The sequence below is a fragment of the Paenibacillus sp. OV219 genome, assembly GCF_900110075.1.
Taxonomy (GTDB): Bacteria; Bacillota; Bacilli; order Paenibacillales; family Paenibacillaceae; genus Paenibacillus_Z.
Genome location: NZ_FOCJ01000001.1, coordinates 310,603 through 328,125 on the forward strand (window position 1 = coordinate 310,603; position 17,523 = coordinate 328,125).

General features: G+C 50.2%; 16 protein-coding genes. 10 read left to right on the forward strand and 6 right to left on the reverse strand.

What is annotated here, in order from left to right; all coding sequences use genetic code 11:
* Nucleotides 1-37: 37 nt before the first annotated feature.
* A complete protein-coding gene (locus tag BMY11_RS01270) occupies nt 38-922 on the reverse strand; it encodes an AraC family transcriptional regulator (protein WP_177182451.1) in 885 nt (294 codons plus the stop codon).
* Nucleotides 923-1,019: 97 nt separating this feature from the next.
* Between BMY11_RS01270 and BMY11_RS01275 the strand changes: the two genes are divergently transcribed.
* On the forward strand, nt 1,020-1,799 hold the full coding sequence (locus tag BMY11_RS01275) for an arylamine N-acetyltransferase family protein (RefSeq protein WP_371262747.1): 780 nt from the start codon (nt 1,020-1,022) through the stop codon (nt 1,797-1,799).
* Here BMY11_RS01275 and BMY11_RS01280 read toward each other — a convergent pair.
* Complete coding sequence (locus BMY11_RS01280) at nt 1,796-2,401, reverse strand: DedA family protein (RefSeq protein ID WP_090572663.1); 606 nt, start codon at nt 2,399-2,401, stop codon at nt 1,796-1,798. The genes BMY11_RS01275 and BMY11_RS01280 overlap by 4 nt on opposite strands.
* Nucleotides 2,402-2,525: 124 nt before the next feature.
* On the opposite strand from BMY11_RS01280, the gene BMY11_RS01285 reads away from it, so the two are divergent.
* From BMY11_RS01285 to BMY11_RS01300, 4 genes are read left to right on the forward strand one after another with little or no spacing between them, the layout of a single operon-like run.
* A complete protein-coding gene (locus tag BMY11_RS01285; RefSeq protein WP_090572664.1) occupies nt 2,526-3,512 on the forward strand; it encodes a Gfo/Idh/MocA family protein in 987 nt (328 codons plus the stop codon).
* A gap of 48 nt (nt 3,513-3,560) precedes the next feature.
* Entirely contained in the window at nt 3,561-4,493 is a 933-nt protein-coding gene (locus BMY11_RS01290) for an aldo/keto reductase (protein WP_090572665.1), read from the forward strand.
* Complete coding sequence (locus BMY11_RS01295) at nt 4,469-5,284, forward strand: alpha/beta hydrolase (RefSeq protein ID WP_090572666.1); 816 nt, start codon at nt 4,469-4,471, stop codon at nt 5,282-5,284. The genes BMY11_RS01290 and BMY11_RS01295 overlap by 25 nt, the downstream gene beginning before the upstream one ends.
* Before the next feature lie 53 nt (nt 5,285-5,337).
* Nucleotides 5,338-6,330 (forward strand): aldose 1-epimerase, encoded by a 993-nt coding sequence (locus BMY11_RS01300; RefSeq protein WP_090572667.1) that lies wholly within the window; start codon nt 5,338-5,340, stop codon nt 6,328-6,330.
* 497 nt (nt 6,331-6,827) lie between these two features.
* On the opposite strand, the gene BMY11_RS01305 is transcribed toward BMY11_RS01300, so the two are convergent.
* Together BMY11_RS01305 and BMY11_RS01310 are read right to left on the reverse strand one after the other, a co-directional pair.
* Entirely contained in the window at nt 6,828-7,397 is a 570-nt protein-coding gene (locus BMY11_RS01305; protein WP_090572668.1) for a GNAT family N-acetyltransferase, read from the reverse strand.
* Nucleotides 7,398-7,683: 286 nt separating this feature from the next.
* Nucleotides 7,684-8,550 carry an AraC family transcriptional regulator gene (locus BMY11_RS01310; protein ID WP_090572669.1) on the reverse strand — a complete coding sequence of 289 codons (867 nt, stop codon included), beginning with the start codon at nt 8,548-8,550 and terminating at the stop codon, nt 7,684-7,686.
* Nucleotides 8,551-8,745: 195 nt separating this feature from the next.
* Here BMY11_RS01310 and BMY11_RS01315 point away from each other — a divergent pair, with 195 nt between their 5' ends.
* The 4 genes from BMY11_RS01315 (at nt 8,746) to BMY11_RS01330 (ending at nt 13,547) form a co-directional block, all read left to right on the forward strand.
* Nucleotides 8,746-9,762 carry a Gfo/Idh/MocA family protein gene (locus BMY11_RS01315; protein WP_090572670.1) on the forward strand — a complete coding sequence of 339 codons (1,017 nt, stop codon included), beginning with the start codon at nt 8,746-8,748 and terminating at the stop codon, nt 9,760-9,762.
* 147 nt (nt 9,763-9,909) lie between these two features.
* Nucleotides 9,910-11,337: a spore germination protein gene (locus BMY11_RS01320; protein WP_090572671.1), complete on the forward strand. Its 1,428-nt coding sequence runs from the start codon at nt 9,910-9,912 to the stop codon at nt 11,335-11,337.
* Between the two features lie 6 nt (nt 11,338-11,343).
* Entirely contained in the window at nt 11,344-12,429 is a 1,086-nt protein-coding gene (locus BMY11_RS01325) for a GerAB/ArcD/ProY family transporter (protein ID WP_090572672.1), read from the forward strand.
* Complete coding sequence (locus BMY11_RS01330) at nt 12,426-13,547, forward strand: Ger(x)C family spore germination protein (protein ID WP_090572673.1); 1,122 nt, start codon at nt 12,426-12,428, stop codon at nt 13,545-13,547. The genes BMY11_RS01325 and BMY11_RS01330 overlap by 4 nt, the downstream gene beginning before the upstream one ends.
* A gap of 63 nt (nt 13,548-13,610) precedes the next feature.
* Here BMY11_RS01330 and BMY11_RS01335 read toward each other — a convergent pair whose 3' ends face one another.
* Together BMY11_RS01335 and BMY11_RS01340 are read right to left on the reverse strand one after the other, a co-directional pair.
* Nucleotides 13,611-15,086, reverse strand: coding sequence for a DHA2 family efflux MFS transporter permease subunit (locus tag BMY11_RS01335; protein WP_090572674.1), 1,476 nt, complete (start codon nt 15,084-15,086; stop codon nt 13,611-13,613).
* 2 nt (nt 15,087-15,088) lie between these two features.
* Complete coding sequence (locus BMY11_RS01340) at nt 15,089-15,538, reverse strand: MarR family winged helix-turn-helix transcriptional regulator (protein ID WP_177182452.1); 450 nt, start codon at nt 15,536-15,538, stop codon at nt 15,089-15,091.
* A gap of 309 nt (nt 15,539-15,847) precedes the next feature.
* Here BMY11_RS01340 and BMY11_RS01345 point away from each other — a divergent pair, with 309 nt between their 5' ends.
* A complete protein-coding gene (locus tag BMY11_RS01345) occupies nt 15,848-17,509 on the forward strand; it encodes a response regulator transcription factor (protein ID WP_090572676.1) in 1,662 nt (553 codons plus the stop codon).
* Nucleotides 17,510-17,523: the final 14 nt, after the last annotated feature.

Sequence of the window (17,523 nt, forward strand, 5' to 3'; positions counted from 1 at the left end):
TCTCATATGATCAGCCGTCCTTAGTTGTAGTCTCGCCTTAGTCTTGCTTGCGCCGGTACTCCCGAGGTGTCACGCCCGTATGCTTGCGGAACATCCGGTTAAAGAAGCTGATGTCGCCGAAACCGACCTCAAGCGCGATATCGAGCACCTTCTTATCAGTCGTCTGCAACAGATTCGCGGCATGGCGGACTTGAACCGTATGTTTATAGTCGACGAGGCTAAGGCCTGTCGCATCTTTGAATTTGGCGGTGAATGAGGAGACGCTCATGCCGCATAGCTGACTGAGCTGCTGCAGCGTGAACGGCTGGTAATAGTGAAGCTCCACATAGTTGACGATCGAATCCATCCATGCCTGATCGCTAATGGCGGAGGGCTTTTGCGAGTTGCGATTCTCCTGATGATAGCGGCTCAGCCACACAAGGCACTCGATCCAGCGGGTCTTAATCATGAGCTGGTAGCCTTCGCGCTGTTGGCGGAACTCATCTTCAATCGTTTGCAGATGGGACTGGATTTGCAGTCTCTGCGCGGGAAAGAGTGGATGGTACGGGATAAATGATTGGCTTTTGCGCAGAAAAGGAACGAGATAGAAGAAGCCCACGAAGGACGGCATCTGCTGCAGCACTTCCATCTCCTGCTGAAGAAAGGAGGCATTGAAGAGCACGTTGTAAACAATCGTCTCCTTGTCCGGCGAGCAGGTATAGCTGTGATATACATTTGGCTCCACGACGAAGACATCTCCGGCAGCGAGCTGATACGTATGACCAGACATCTCATGGATGGCGGCTCCTTCGACGACGAACACAAGCTCTACGAACTCATGGGTGTGCGTTGGGATATGCTCCCCCCGTGTAATCGTATAACGATGGATATGGAATGGAAAATCATCCTGCTGAAAAAACATTTCCCCTCTATAAACGGTCACTCGATCCAGCATCCTTTTAATCCCTATTTGATGTTGATTATACGCAGTTCTGCGCTATAATGAAACGCAAACAACGATAAAGGAGCGTCATATGAAGATGGAGCAACAGCAACAGCTAAAACCGGAAGTTAAAGCTTATCTGGACCGAATCGGCTACTCAGGACCACTCGATGGAAGCGCAGCCGTGCTAGCGAGACTTCAGTATTGCCATCTCCATGCGGTTCCCTATGAGAACTTGGATATTTTGAGAAGTATCCCGTTGTCGCTGAACATCACGAACCTTCATGACAAAATCGTCACGCGTCGAAGAGGCGGCTACTGCTTCGAGCTAAATGCGCTGTTCGGCTGGCTGCTACGCGAGCTAGGCTATGATGTTACGGATCTAGTCGCGCGGTTTTGGCGTGATTCCACGGATTTGCCGCCGAAGCGCCGCCATCAGGTGCTGAAGGTTATCGTAGATGGCCAGCCATATCTGTGCGATGTCGGGGTTGGTGGAATTGTACCGAGAGAGCCAATTGAGATGATTGCTTTTAAGGAGCAGACGCAGGGAGAAGAGATCTACCGGCTGGAACCGGATGCCGAGTATGGTTGGTTTCTAACCGAGCTGAAGCGGGACGAGTGGCACCGGATTTATTCGTTTACGGAGGAACCGCAGCTTGCAGGGGATTATGAGTTTGCGACTTTCTGGTGTGAGAATGCGCCGGATTCGATCTTTAGACAGACGCCGATTCTAGCCATTCGGACAAGCGAAGGGCGCATAACGGTGTTTGGCAACGAGTTACGTATTTTCAAAGACTCCGATGTAGAAGTGATTAAGCCGGAGAACGATGCGGAGTTCGACACAGCGCTGCTGAAGTATTTTGGCATCCAACGTTAGGCTTTCACTTTCCTCATAAAGAGCAGCAGCTTCAGACTGATGAGAGCAAGAGCGGCAATCGCACCATACAGGATGAACGCGGAGCCGTAATGGTGGACGTAGTGCTTAACCGTCAGCCACTGTTCCCCGAGCATGTAGCCAACATAGATGAAGACTGTGCTCCAGATGAGCGCTCCCGCGTAGGCATACAGCATAAACGTTCGCAGCTTCAGCCGCGACATCCCTGCCATATAGGCGGTCATATGTCTAAGGCCAGGAACGAAGAAGCCGGCGAATAGCAGCAAATTGCCGTATTTGTTCATCCAGCCTTGCGCGCGTTCGATCTTGGCGGGGGACATGTGCAGCTTCGGGCCATACTTGAGCAGGAAGGGCAGACCGAACCGGATGCCGATGCCGTAGCTTGCCGTAATGCCGAATGCAGCACCAAGAAAAGCGCATAGCATGACCCATATCATATGAAGTGTTCCGTTGTTTACGAGAAACCCGGAATAGGTGAGCAGTGCTTCATCCGGGACCGGAATACCAACGATTCCAAGGGCGAGCGCAAGCATAAGTCCTACATAACCATAGCGAAAAATGAGCAGCTCCAAGAGGTGTTCCAAACGAATTCCTACTTTCGTTAAGACGTGATTGTTATATGAAAATGTAGTTGTTTTATATTTCTTCCCACATCAATATGGACTATACTAGGGACGAATCCAATTTCTGAAAAAGGTGGCAATCACATTGACTCGTAAATTGCGTTGGGGCGTTATCGGCTGTGCCAGTATCGCCGTGAATTCCGTTATTCCAGGTACGAAACTTTCTGAAACGGGTGAAGTGAAAGCGATTGCAAGTAGAGACCTTGCGAAAGCTGAAGAAACTGCTGCGAAGCTTGGCATTCCTCAAGCATACGGCAGCTACGAAGAGATTTTGGCTGATTCGGAGATTGATGCGATCTATATCCCGCTTCCGAATCACTTACATATGGAATGGTCCATTCGGGCAATGGAAGCAGGCAAGCATGTGCTATGCGAGAAGCCAATCGCAATGAATGCGCAGCAAGCACAGCGTATGGCGGATGCTGCTAAGAAGAATGGCGTACACCTGGCAGAAGCGTTCATGTATCGCCAGCACCCGCGCTATAAGGCGATTGCTGAGATAATCGCATCTGGTGAGATCGGCGAACTGCGTGGCCTTCATGGTGCATTCACGTTTAACAATGCCGGCGATTCGAAGAATGTACGTTACCGCAGAGACTGGGGCGGCGGCTCCATCTATGATGTAGGCTGCTATCCCCTCAGCGCAGCAAGGCTCATTCTTGGTACGGAGCCAGAAGCGGCAACCGTTCATGCGCTGCTCTCGCCTGAGCATGACAACGTTGATATGATGGCGTCCGGTATTATTGAATTCCCGAACAAAGTTGCACTGACATTCGACTGTGGCATGTGGGCGGCGTTTCGGAATACGCTCGAAATCCTTGGTACTGAAGGCCGCATTGAAGTGCCGGAAGCTTTTATCGGTAATCCGAATTTTATCGTTCATTCCAAAGGCGGCAAGCGTGAAGTGGAGCAGCCTGTCTTCAATCAATATGCACTCCAAGCCGATACGTTCGCGAGAATCGTATGGGGCGAGCAAGAGGCAGACTTTGCTGGTGACGATGCTGTTGCCAATATGAAGGTTATTGACGCTTGTCTTGAATCCGCTTATTCGCGCAAACGGGTAAGCATCTAGTCGAACTAATCTATCTTATACGAGAATATAGAATAGGAGCAACTTATAATGAAACAGATTCAATTACCTGGCGTAAAACAAGGGATTTCTCAGCTGATTATGGGTTCGGATTATTTCAGCCCAGCTATTATTGAGACTGTTAGTGAGGTCTTGGATAACTATGTAGCAATCGGCGGTAACACAATTGATAGCGCGTATATCTATAGCGGCGGCGAGAGCGAGAAGGCACTCGGCATATGGATGGAGCAGCGTAAAAACCGCGAACAGATTAACGTTTGGACGAAGGGTGGTCACCCGAACAAGAATGGCCCTCAAGTGAATAAGAACGCGATTTATAATGAACTTATGACCAGTCTGGAGCGTCTCCGCACGGATTATATTGATCTGTACGCGCTGCATCGCGACGATACGAACGTGCCGGTTGGCGAGATCGTGGAGAGCCTGAACGAGCATATCGAAGCAGGGCGTATCCGCACATTTGGCGGCTCGAACTGGACGACAGCTCGTCTGCAAGAAGCGAATGAGTACGCGGCGAAGCACGGCCTTCGCGGCTTCGAATATAGCAGCCCGAACCTCAGTCTTGCCAAAGCGAAAGAGCCATTCTGGGCAGATTGCATTAGCGTTGACGATGAGATTCTCGCTTGGCATGAGCAATCGAACATGCCGCTGCTGTCGTGGTCATCCCAAGCGCGCGGTTTCTTTACTGGCCGCTTCACGCCAGAAGATCGGACAGATGCAGATTTGGTCCGCGTGTTCTATAATGACGATAACTGGGAACGTTATCACCGCGCTGAGAAGTTGGGTAAAGAGAAGGGCGTATCAACGATTCAAATCGCGCTTGCTTACGTTTTGAATCAGTCGTTCCCGACAGGGGCAATCATTGGTGCACGCAACGAAGCGGAGATGAAATCGTGCCTGGAAGCAACAAATCTTGAGCTGTCTGTGGAGGAAATCAAATGGCTGGATCTTCGCAACAACTAGTCGAGCTGTGGCCTGAAGGCGCACCACTTGCAGCAGGAGTGACGGATGAAGATCGTCCTGCGCTGACGCCATACTTGGTGGACGGCGATGGCAGCGGTAGTAAGGGCGCTGTCATCGTCTGCCCAGGCGGCGGCTACGGCATGCGCGCAGACCATGAAGGAGAGCCGATTGCGCTGTGGTTGAACAGCATCGGCATCTCCGCCTTCGTGCTGCGCTACCGCGTCGCGCCGTACCAATATCCGGCAGCGCTGCTGGATGTGCAGCGGGCGATTCGCTATGTGCGCCTGCATGCCGCAGATTGGGGCATCGCCGAGAACAAGATCGGCGTGCTTGGCTTCTCCGCAGGCGGCCATCTTGTGTCGACGGCAGGGACGCACTATGATGCCGGTAAGCCGGAGGCGGCTGATCCGATCGAGCGCATGTCATGCCGACCGGATCAGCTTATCCTCTGCTACCCGGTTATTACGCTGCAATCACCGTTTACCCATGAAGGTTCGCGGATCAATCTGCTCGGGGAGCAGCCGGACCCGGCGATGATCGAACAGCTGAGCGGCGAGCTTCAAGTGACGCCGGACACACCACCAACCTTCCTCTGGCACACGTCGGATGACGGTGCGGTGCCGGTGGAGAACAGCCTGAACTTTGCGCTGGCACTGCGCCGAGCAGGTGTTCCATTCGACCTGCATGTGTATGAGCAAGGTCAGCATGGCCTCGGACTTGCCGAGAGCGATCCGCATGTTGCGAACTGGACGACGGTTTGTGGGCTATGGCTGAAGCGGTACCAGTATTAATTGCATGGCGTTACAGCATTCTGTGACGAAGCAAAAGGAGAGTAGAATTAACGATGAGCGATAATCAAGCATTCCAAGGCACGTATCAAGGCGAGCCTGCCGTATGGCTGAAGTTCGGCCGCTACGAAGCAGCGATGCTGCCGGAGGTTGGAGGCAACTTGATCGCATTCCGCGATACATCGAAGGACTGGCAGCTGCTGCATGAGCCGACGATGGACGAGATGGAATCGTTCAAGGCGCGTCCATTCATTCATGGCATTCCGGTGCTCATTCCGCCGAATCGGTTCGAGGATGGCAAGTTTCCATGGAACGGACGCACGTACCAGTTCCCGGTCAATGAGCCGGCTACGGGCAACCATCTGCATGGCTTTGTACATAGTGAGACGTGGACGGTCGATGATTTCGGCACGACGGCAACCGAAAGCTATGTTGTTGTTTCGCTGAAAGTGGACGAGCAAAGTGCAGTGTACACGTATTTGCCGCATAAGTTCACGGTTAAGCTGCGCTATGCGATCAGTGAAGACGGCTTGCATCAGCATGTGCTGGTTCGCAATGATGGCGATGATGTAATGCCATGCTTGTTCGCGTTCCATACGTCCGTGAACGCACCGTTCATTCCGGGCAGCTCGGCGAAGGATTACCGCCTGAAGCTGACGATCGGCGATCGCTGGGCGATGAGCGAGCGGATGCTGCCAACGGGCGAGTATCAGTCGCTGACCGCGAACGAAGAGTTGATGAAGGGTGAAGGCGTCTATCCGTTCTTCGAGTCACTCGACAACCATTATACGGCTGTCGCTCAGAACGGCCGCAACCGGATGGAGCTTACGTGTGCGATGCATGGTGCAACTCTCGTGTATGATGTTGGAACATCGTACAAGCAGTGGATGATCTGGAACAACGGCGCAACAGAAGGCTTCTTCTGCCCAGAGCCGCAAGTGAACCTGGTCAATGCGCCATTCAGTGATCTGCCAGCGGATCAAATCGGCTTATTCAGCTTGGCGCCAGGCGAGATCTGGGAAGAGACAGGTCGCCTGTACGTGAAATAATTCGATTCCATAAGAGAAGCCCGCATTATGCGGGCTCAAAGCGAATGTCGAGAACACCAGTCCAACTGGCTTCTCGGCATTTTTTTGTGGTTTGAGAGATCAGATAGGATCTCTCAGAGGTGGCCAAGCGTAAAAATGGAGCTGAGAGATCAAATACGATCTCTCAGGGGGGGAATAGCGCAAGAAAGGAGCTGAGAGATCAAATAGGATCTCTCAGGGGTGGAAATGCAGATGAAAAGTGGGCTGAAAAGTGCTGAGAGATCAAATAGGATCTCTCAGGGGTGGAATAGCGCAAAAATGGAGCTGAGAGATCAAATACGATCTCTCAGCAGCGAAATGCGGATGAAAAGGGGGCTGAAAGATGCTGAGAGATTAAATAGGATCTCTCAGGGGTGGAATAGCGCAAGAATGGAGCTGAGAGATCCAATACGATCTCTCAGCAGCGAAATGCGGATGAAAAGGGGGCTGAAAGATGCTGAGAGATTAAATAGGATCTCTCAGGGGTGGAATAGCGCAAGAATGGAGCTGAGAGATCCAATACGATCTCTCAGCAGCGAGTACACGTTCGTACTGTACGATCGCCCGCCTTGCACCATATAGTCGCGCAGCACGCCTTCATGCTGGAAGCCGAGCTTCTTCAGCAGCGTGTTCGATGCCTCATTCTCTGGGAAGACGACCGCGCCAATGCGAGCGAGTCCAAGTGTGTCGAAGCCGTGCGCTGCCACGCAGCGGATCGCCTCTGATGCATAGCCGCTCCGCCAATGTTGAGGGTGGAGCTCATAGCCGATCTCGGCTCTGCGATGGGGGAGAACGAGTGCATTGAATCCGATGGTACCGATTAAACCCGGTACCTCCTTGCGTTCAATGCCCCATCTTATCCCGCGTTTATTCTCATAATTCGAAGCGAATAAACCAATCAGCTTCACGGCTTGTTCGATCGATTCGAATGGCTCTTGGCCGTAATAGCGAGTCACTTGGGCGTTCGAGAAACAAGCGAACACATCCGCCGCATCAGCCTGGGTCAACTCTCTAAGGATCAATCTTTCCGTCTCTAATTGGGGAAACATTGTGTTTTCCTCCTTTTTCCATCTTCCATCTTCCATCTTCCTTCTAACATCAACCATCAACTACCTACCACCTACCACCTACCACCTACCACCTACCACCTACCACCTACCATCTTCCATCTTCCATCTTCCATCTTATGTTCTTCATATGTTCCTCATATGTTCTTCATATCTTCCATCTTATGTTCTTCATATGTTCATCTCTTGTCCTATTTATCTTCTTCTCTTGTCCTTCTCTTGTCCTTCATATGTTCTTCTAGTGTTCTCCTTATGTCCCTCTTCACGGTTACAGCTGCTGCCCCTTGCGAATCTCCGACGGTGCCTGGCTGCGCATTTTCTTGAAAACACGACCGAAGTACGTCATGTTGGAGAAACCAACGCGCTCGGCTATCTCAGTGACCGGGTAGTTCGTATCGAGAAGCAGACGCTCGGCCTCCTGCACGCGCAGCAGGTGGATATATTCGATAAGCGTCTTGCCGGTGACCTGCTTGAATACTTTGCAGAAATGCGCTTTGCTGAGATTCACCATGCGAGCCGCCTCATCGACGCTGATCGGTTCCTGGAACCGTTCACGCAGCGTATGAAGCAATTGCGTGAAGTCGTACGGCTTCTGCTTGGGTATGCGCGACAAAGCTAAAGCCTGATCCGCGCTCCGCTCGGCATAGCGGAAGTAGAGGCCGAAGATACGCAGCAGCTCTGCCTTCACTAGCAGCTCATAGCCAGGTGTCTTGCTCTGAAATTCGGCGACGAGCCGGGCGAAAGAGGCGTTCATTTCTTCGATGAATGGATCGGCTTCCAGCATCCAGCTCGGCCACTTCAGCTGCTGCTGCAAGTATGGCACAAAATAATGATGCTCCGTAATATCGAGTCCGCTGCCCCTAACGAGCGCTTCATTGAAGACGATGGAGATCATCTCCGTACTCGGCTCCACTGCGACGGCGCTGTGCAGCTGCTTTGTATTGACGAAGGCAAGCTCGCCTTTCTGCAACAGCTGGAACGATGCATCAATTTGCACGCGTGCACGGCCTTCCTTCACATAGATCCATTCGATATGATCATGCCAATGCAGATGAATGCTGGAGACGAGAAATACATTGATCGGAAACGTAAGGTCAGGCATGCGCGTGTTTTCTTTCAACGGACTGACTGGCATCGGTACTCAGGCTCCTCTTCGCATCCATACGATTTTATTGGAAATGGTGAGTATTTCGGTCGTGGTACCGCTTTATTTTACCAAACTATCAGAAGATTGTACGAATAGTTCGCATTTTCGTTTCTAGTCTAGCTGCATGACTTTCTGTACGATTAAGGTAGTTTGCAATTTGCATATATAGGGAGAGAATTAACGATGGCGAAGCATCGAATCGTAGTTGCCGGCTGCGGCGGAATGTCGAATACGTGGATTGATTATGCAATGCAGCGAGAAAATGCTGAAATTGTTGGCATGGTCGATATTTTTGAGGAAAGTGCGAAGACGATGGCAGCGAAAAAAGGACTTGATGTGCCGACGTTCACCGATTTGGCTACAGCTCTCGAAGCGACTGGTGCTAATCTCGTCTTCGATGTAACGATTCCAGCGAGCCATAAGCAGATCGCAATAACTGCGATGAGTGCTGGCTGCAATGTATTCGGCGAGAAGCCGATGGCTGAATCGTATGAGGATGCGAAGGAAATTGTCGCTATCAGCAATGAAACCGGCAAGCGCTACTCGGTGATGCAGAACCGCCGCTATTTACCGCAAATACGCTCCTTCCGCGATTTGCTTCGCGCGGATACGATTGGTACCGTTGGCTCCATTCATGCGGACTTCTTCCTAGGCGCGCATTTTGGCGGCTTCCGTGATGCGATGGATAACCCGCTTATTATCGACATGGCGATTCATACGTTCGATCAGGCGAGGTTCATCATTGACGCGGATCCGGTATCCGTCTACTGCCACGAGTTCAACCCTCCGGGTTCATGGTACAAAGGCAATGCCTCGGCCATCTGTATCTTCGAGATGAGTGACGGCTCGGTATTCAGCTATCGTGGCTCTTGGTGCGCCGATGGACTCAACACCTCTTGGGAATCAGATTGGCGCGTAACCGGCAGTAAGGGCGGCGCGCGTTGGGATGGAGCTGGGATGCCATATGCCGAATATGTAGATACATCGAAGCCGGAGAGCTTCATCCGTGAAATGGTCAGCGTTGAAGGCAAGCAAGGATGGAACGGGCAGCAAGGTCACTTCGGCTGCTTCGATGAGATGTTCGCAGCACTAGAGGAGGGACGCCCAGCAGAGACGGATTGCCTCGATAATATTAAGAGTGTAGCGATGGTGTTCGGCGCCGTCGAAAGCGCACGCACTGGCAAGAAAGTCATACTGTAAATGTTTCGCAATAGCCAAGGGACGAAGGTTCAAGCCTCGCGTCTCTTGGCTTTTATTTTGCCATGCGCGCCTATTCGACAGGTTTAGAGCTTTTCCTTCTGATACATAATGAGTGATATTACTCGTCAAACAGTCTAAGGGGCAGCCATGTCAAAAAGCCATACTGAGTCATCCTTGCCTACGCTTGCACATACGCTCGATGAATTCGAAGACTGTACGGATCTGTTCCATCGTGAGCTACCTCACCTCGGCGTGGATGCCGTCTATTTGGATACGTTAATTAACGGAGACAAGCTGTATTATGAAGTTTTGAAGCCGCTTCATGAGCTTGAGCCTAGCCAGCTTGAAGCGTTATTCGCGCAGTCGCAGTTTGTTATTCAGACCGACTCCAAAGAGCTGATCGTGGGAATCTTGTCAGGGAGTGCGGCTGTATTTGTACATGAGCAGGCCTATTTGGTCGATGTGCGCGGTGATGAAGGCAGGTCTGTCACGCAATCGGAGATTGAGACGACGATAACCGGTCCGCACGATGGCCTGACAGAGAAGGCGAGCTTAAGCTTAGCACTTATCCGCACGCGATTAAGAAGCTCACATCTGAAGATTATCCGGCTAGGTGTCGGTGAGATGACCAAGAGCGATGTCTATATTCTTTATGTAAAAGATATCGCGAATATGGAAAATGTCCATGAAGTGATACAGCGGATAAAGGATATAGAGGTGGATGCTGTTCTCGATACGAATATGCTGATTCAAATGATCGATGATAAGCCGTATGCCGTCTTCCCGCAAATTCTAACGACAGAGCGGCCGGATGCAGTCGTCTCGAAGCTTGTTGCAGGCAGGGTCGTCTGCATTATGGATGGCAGCCCTTCCGCGTTCAGCGTGCCTTCTACTTTCTTCGAATTCTTCACTTCTTCTGACGACTATTACCAGCGCTGGATGCTCGGGACGGCAACGCGGTTGCTGCGGTTCTTCGCATTGATTGTAACCGTCTCCTTAACAGCTCTCTACGTATCGATCACAACCTATCACTATGAGATGATTCCCGAGAACCTGTTGCTGACACTCGTTGAATCCAGAGGCAGAGTGCCATTTCCTCCGGTTTATGAAGCGCTCCTGATGGAGGTAACGATTGAGCTGCTTCGAGAAGCCGGAGCACGGCTGCCGACGAAGATCGGCCAGACGATTGGCATCGTAGGCGGTATCGTCATCGGGCAAGCGGCTGTGCAGGCGGGCTTCACGAGCAATATTCTGATTATCGCGGTTGCATTGTCGACAATCGCTTCCTTCGTCATCCCGAATTACACGATGAGTGCATCAATCCGGCTGCTCCGGTTCGGATTCATATTACTTGCCGGCCTTTGGGGAAATCTCGGGATCGCAATCGGAATTACAGCAGCGACGATCCATCTGTGCAGCATTACGAGCCTTAAGTCATCCTATGTTACGCCAATTGCGCCTAACCAACCATACGAATGGCGGGATGTGTTCATCCGGGCACCGTTTAATTTGCTTGCGAGGCGTCCAAGCCAGTCGCGTTCGTCCAATCCAACCCGAATCAGGCCAAAGAGGTGAGTCACTGTGCAAAGTTCGGAGAAGCTGTCTTCGTTTCACATTGTCATTCTCGTGTATATAACCCAGCTTGGGGTCGTTATCTTCTCACTTCCGCAGATGCTGAGTAAAGCGTTCGGTACGCACGGGTGGGTGATGAATCTCGTATTTGGTGCCATTGTCCTGCTGAATATTTTGTTAATCGGCGCTGTCTATTGGCTTGGGAAAGGGCGGTCCATCTTCGTGATTCTGCAAGCTGTACCGAAGATCATTCTCTACCCGCTCTATTTGGCCCAAATGTTCATTTGGTCGATGCTCGGCTGTCTCGTAGCCAAAGAATATGTGCTCATCTTTCAGATGATCGCATTCCCGACGACGCATCCGATGTTCTTCAAAATAGCGCTTGATGTGCTTGTCTTCTGTCTTATGATTCAAGGCATCTATAATATTTCGAAGTCAACCACAATGTTCTTCTGGCTGACGGTGTGGATGCTTCCGGTTATTTTCTTCTTCTATGCGGATTTCAGCTGGGCTCGGCTGACGCCTTTTTTATTTCGCGGGGGAGAACTGTCCCTAAAGGATTTTGCCAATATCTATACGGCTTACCTCGGATATGAGCTTATTCTGATGTTGTTCCCCTATACGGATAAGAAATCCAAGCTGATTAGATCCTCAATCATTGGAGCATCCATTACCGTCCTATTGTACACGTATATCTGCTTCATCAGCTTCGGCTTTTTCAGCTTGAAGCAATTACAGCGGATGGCTTTTCCACTGCTTGATCTTATGGCGTATATCAGGTTTCCGTTCGTAGAACGGGTGGAGAATTTGTTCTTCGGCGCCTTCCTGTTTACGACAATCGTGACAGTCGTGATGTATCTATGGGCCGCACAAGAAACTGCGCTTCAAATGTTCAAAGGTGCGAATGTGAAGGTAGTCGCTGCAATTCTGGTCACGATTTCCTATATTGTAGCATTTTTCCCCGAGAGTTTAAGCGAGGTGCAGTTGTGGTTAAGCTTCTTCGCCCAGATTGAGATCGGGACTGCTTTCATGCTGCCGATCTTGCTTCTCATTGTGCTCGCATTGTCTAAGAAGAAAGAGGCGGCGGCTTCATGAGAAAGGATTATCATGTCATCAGCACCATCCTAGGAAGCATGCTAATTGTTCTGCTCTTGGCGGGGTGCGGCGATCAGCGCATCCTGGAGAAGCTGGGGTTCATGCAAGCGAATAGCTTCGACCTTGCAGAGAACGGTCAGCTTGAGGTCGCCATTACGATGCCAAAGGCAGAGCAGAAGACGAGCGCTCAGCGTGTAGTGCTGAGCACGAAGGCAAGAACGGGGAAGGAAGCGCGCATGAAGTTGACTAGGGAAATTAACTTGCAGATCGTGAGCGGCCAATTGCGTAACTCGCTGTTCGGCATGTCACTGGCACGGAATGGACTGCTGAAGCACCTGGATACCTATCAGCGCGATCCTTCCATCTCGCCGCGAGTCAAACTTACGATCGTGCGAGGCAGTGCCAAGAAGATGCTGGAGCAATCCTATATCCAGCATCCCATCATAAGCCGTTATATCGAAGGACTGCTGCAAAAAGAAGCAGCTGGGCGCAGTATACCGGTGTCTACTGTGTATACATTCATAAGGGATTACTATGATGACGGCATTGATCCAGTGATGGCTGTGCTTAGGAATAAAGATAATAATATTATTATTGACGGGGTTGCGCTGTTCCACGATGACCGGTACGTTGCGGAAATTCCGGCAGATGACGGACTGGTCTTCTCCTTCTTGCGAGGTTCCTTTAAACAAGGGGATCTGAGCATTCATCTGAATGAAGGGGGAGCTAACGGCGGTGACACTGTTATGTTGACCTCGATTGTGAGCAATCGCAAAGTGAAAGTTAAGCGAGGCGCTGGCGGGAAGCCGGAATTAACCATCAAAGTGAGTCTGAAAGGGACTGTGATCGAATATACCGGCGATCATTCCATAACCCAGCCAACGGAGAAGCGTCTGTTGGAGAAGGGGATGGAGAAAGCGCTGAATGGGCGGGGCGATCGATTGATTTCATTGATGCAGAAGAATAATGCCGACGGCTTGGGCCTTGGCATCTCGGTTCGGAGCCATTCTAGCTACAGGGAATGGAAGAAGATGAAGTGGCCGGAGATGTATCCTTCGGTGAAGGCGAAATGCGTTTTCTCCATTGAAATATTGAATGCGGGTAAAATTGTGGAATAATAGCGAAAGCCGGTTGCTCCCATTGGGACAACCGGCTCTATTATTTTTAGAAGAGCAAATTGATTATGAAGCCTTCTGTTGCACAACCTTATCTTCCTGCGGCTTCGTCTTCTTAATGAAGAAAGCAAGGAGGAGCGCTGCGGCTGTTAACCATGTTGCAATGGTGAAGGAGTGGTTTATACCCGTTACAGTTGCATGCTGAATGACATCGGCCATCTTCACTTGATCCTTCGGATCAATCTTGCCGGCAATCGCCAGCTCTTTTGCTACGGAAGCTGCTTTGTTGGACATAATCGTTACAAGCAGCGCTGTACCTAGTGCGCCGGCTACGTTACGAAGCGTCTGCGACATTGCGGAACCGTGTGCATTCAGACGCTGCGGCAGCTGGTTGAGGCCTGCGGTCTGAATCGGCATCATGAGCATGGACATCCCAAACATACGAAGCGTGTAGGTAACAATAAGGTGCGCATAGCTAGTATCAACCGTGAGCGTGCTGAATTCGTACGTTGTCAGCGCCGAGATGGTCAAGCCTGCGACAGCAAGCCAGCGTGCGCCGATCTTATCGAATATCATACCCGTTATCGGCGACATAATACCCATCAAGATTGCGCCAGGGAGCAGCAGCAAGCCGGAATCGACTGGTGAGAAGCCGCGGATATTCTGCAGGTAGATCGGAAGCAGAACCATACCGGAGTACATGGACATGGTAATGATGATGTTAATAATCGTTGTCAGCGAGAACATGCCGTACTTGAAGACGTCCAGCTCAAGAAGCGGCTTCTCGGCAGTCAGTTCACGCCATACGAAGAGCACAAGGGATACGGCACCTACAATGAGGCAAGTAATTACCGTTGAGCTATCCCAGCCGTCTGCACCGGCATCACTGAAGCCATACAGTATGCCGCCGAAACCGATCGTGGATAAGATGACGCCAAGTGCATCGAGCTTCGGAGTGGAGGTCTTCACAACGTTCTTCATGGAATATGCGCCATAAACAAATGCAAACAGCGAGAGTGGCAATATAATGTAGAAGAGAACATGCCACGAGTAGTGCTCAACAACATAACCGGATAGTGTAGGACCGATTGCTGGTGCACAGATCATTGCGATCCCCATCATGCCCATCGCTTTGCCGCGTTCGGCAACCGGGAAGATGGTCAGGAAGACGATGGTCATTAGCGGCATTAGAATGCCAGCGCCTGCGGCTTGAATGAGACGGCCAAAGAGCAGGAATGTAAAGTTCGGCGAGAAGGCACATATGATCGTACCGACTGCGAACAATCCGGCTGCAGCAAGAAACAGCTTGCGTGTCGTAAAACGGGAAATTAAAAATGCGCTGATCGGTACAAGCACGCCGTTGACGAGCATGTAACCATTGATAAGCCACTGAATGGTGTTTTCATTGACGTTCAAGTCCTTCATCATGCTCGGCAGTGCGACGTTAAGCAGTGTCTGCGCGAGTAGCGCGACGAACGCGGCTATGAGCAGTGACGCAACGATAGGGCCTCTTCGTAGTGCGGTTGAGGTAGCTGTTGTCACAATTAATCTTCCTTTCGAGTTTTCTCTAAGATGTGAACAATTTGTTTGTGGATGCGGAGCAAAGCCATTTGATCGTCAGCTGAAATTTGCATAAACGGCGTAACCCAGTCCATCTTGCTATCGACTAATCTGTTCCAGATGTGCTCGCCTTTCTCTGCAAGCCTCAGCGTAACCGAACGCCGATCCATAAGCGAACGTTCACGGCAGATGAGCTCTGCTTCTACCATTCGGTCAACAATCCCGCTTGTCGTACTGTTGCCTAGGTGCAGTTCATCGGATAAATCAGCCAGATTCATCTCGGGACTTCCGGCCAACGATCTCAGTACGAGAAATTGCTGTGGCGTAATACCGTGCTGCTGCGCGATCCTGAGGAGCATCTGATAATGGATTTGATGAATTTCGCGGAATGAATGCAGGATCTGCACGGTTCTTTCATAGTGCTGATCATCCATAATCATCAACCGTCCTTGCCATAATCGTTCTTATCCGAATAGTTCGCATGCGAAGTATTATAAAACGATCCAATGATATATGTCAATATCGACATATGTGTCAATTTTATTTCATTAAAATGAAAGTCATCTTGGCTTTAGCTTCTCCAACATTGTTGATGAACTCTGCAATTTCTCTAAAATTGCGACAAAAGACCAATTTTCTGTCAGATTATTGTATAATTTCCGAAATGGATAATTCTCTCATGTAAGGGTTCCAAGGCTTGAAGCACGCTAATATGATGTGGATCGAATAAGGAGTGAACGTTGTTGATAAAGCTCATGGTCATCGATGATGAACACTGGATTAGAGAAGGTTTAAAACAAACCATCGACTGGGAATCGTATGGCGTTCACTTTATGTGTGATGCTGAAGACGGAATAGAAGCGCTGAAGCTGATTGAAGAGAACCCGCCTGACATCATCATATCTGATATAAGGATGCCTACTATGGATGGCATGGAATTGTTCAACGAGCTGAAGAATCGGGAAATAGATGTAAAGGTTATCTTTATTAGCGGCTTCGACGATTTCGCCTATGCTCAGAAAGCGATTAAGCTGGGGGCAAGCGATTATATTCTCAAACCCATTGAAGAGGACGACCTTATTGCGGTCGTTGAGCGCTGCGTGGGCGAAATAAAGCAAAAGAATGAGATGAACTGCAAGATGGCTGAACTGTCAGGCCGTGTGAGGGAAAGTCTGCCCCTTGCTAAACAAAAGCATCTGGAAATGTGTTTATCCCGTCCGATATCAGAGCAAGAATTGCTTTCCAAATGGGAGACGCTCCAAATTGATTTAAATCCGAACAAGCTGATTGTGTTATCGGCTGTTGTGCACGAGTGGGGAGACAGGCGTCTGGATGAAACCGGCTGCTCGCTCTTGCGATATGCGATTGGCAACCTCATAGAGGAAATATTCAAGGAAGCTGGAATAAGGGCTTTGGCTTGTCCATTGCATGATAACGAATATTCAGATGTGGCGCTTATCGTCTCCTCTTGTAAACAGGATGTGAGCGGTCAATATAATGAAGTACTCAGCTGTGCCACTCGCGCCATTGAGGAAGCGTTTGAAGTTCTAGGCGTTCGGATCAGCATTGGAGCGAGCCAAATCGGAGATGGAAGAACGCTATTATTCACATTTAGGGAAGCGCTTACAAATAGTGTGGAGTATTTGGCGCAAGGGACTGGTCGAATCTTCGGACCAACGGCGAATGACAATGAACCGCTGAACGTATTTGCTGTTAACACTGTGGACGAGCCTTACCTTGGCATGAAAGTCGAAGCGCTCGATACAGCCTGGCTCAATCGTATTTTTCATGCGATCAAGCTCAAGGATGAAGGCAAGCTGTCTGATCTTCTCGATCAACAGATCACACTGCTTCAGGATATGGTTCAGCAGACTTCTGCGCTTGCCGTTCGCCGTGAGATGAACTCGCATATCGGAATGCTGCTGTCCAGATGGCAGGATATGTGTCAAGCGCGGAACGGCTCAGATTCGTGCATGCTTATGTATCATCAGAAGCTCCAGTTATACCGCAGTCCGTTAATTAATTGGAAGCATGCTGTGATGAGTGCATTTCTTATGAAAGACACCAGCGCGTCTGGATATGGACAGAAATATACGATCGATTCTGCACTTCAATTCATCCAAGATAATTATCACCTGGGGATCGGCCTCAATCATGTCGCCAAACAGATCTATTTGAATCCCTCGTATCTAAGCCGTGTATTTCATGCCGAAGTGGGGGAAACACTTAGCCGCTATTTGATACGCGTTCGGATCACCAAGGCGAAGGAGCTGCTTGAACAAACCTCGCTCAAAATTTATGAAGTGGCCGAACAGGTAGGCTACAGAGACTTCCGTTATTTTGTGAAAAATTTCAAGGAATTGGAAGGGATTACTCCTTCTCAATATCGTAATTACGGCGCATAGAAGGGAGAACTCAT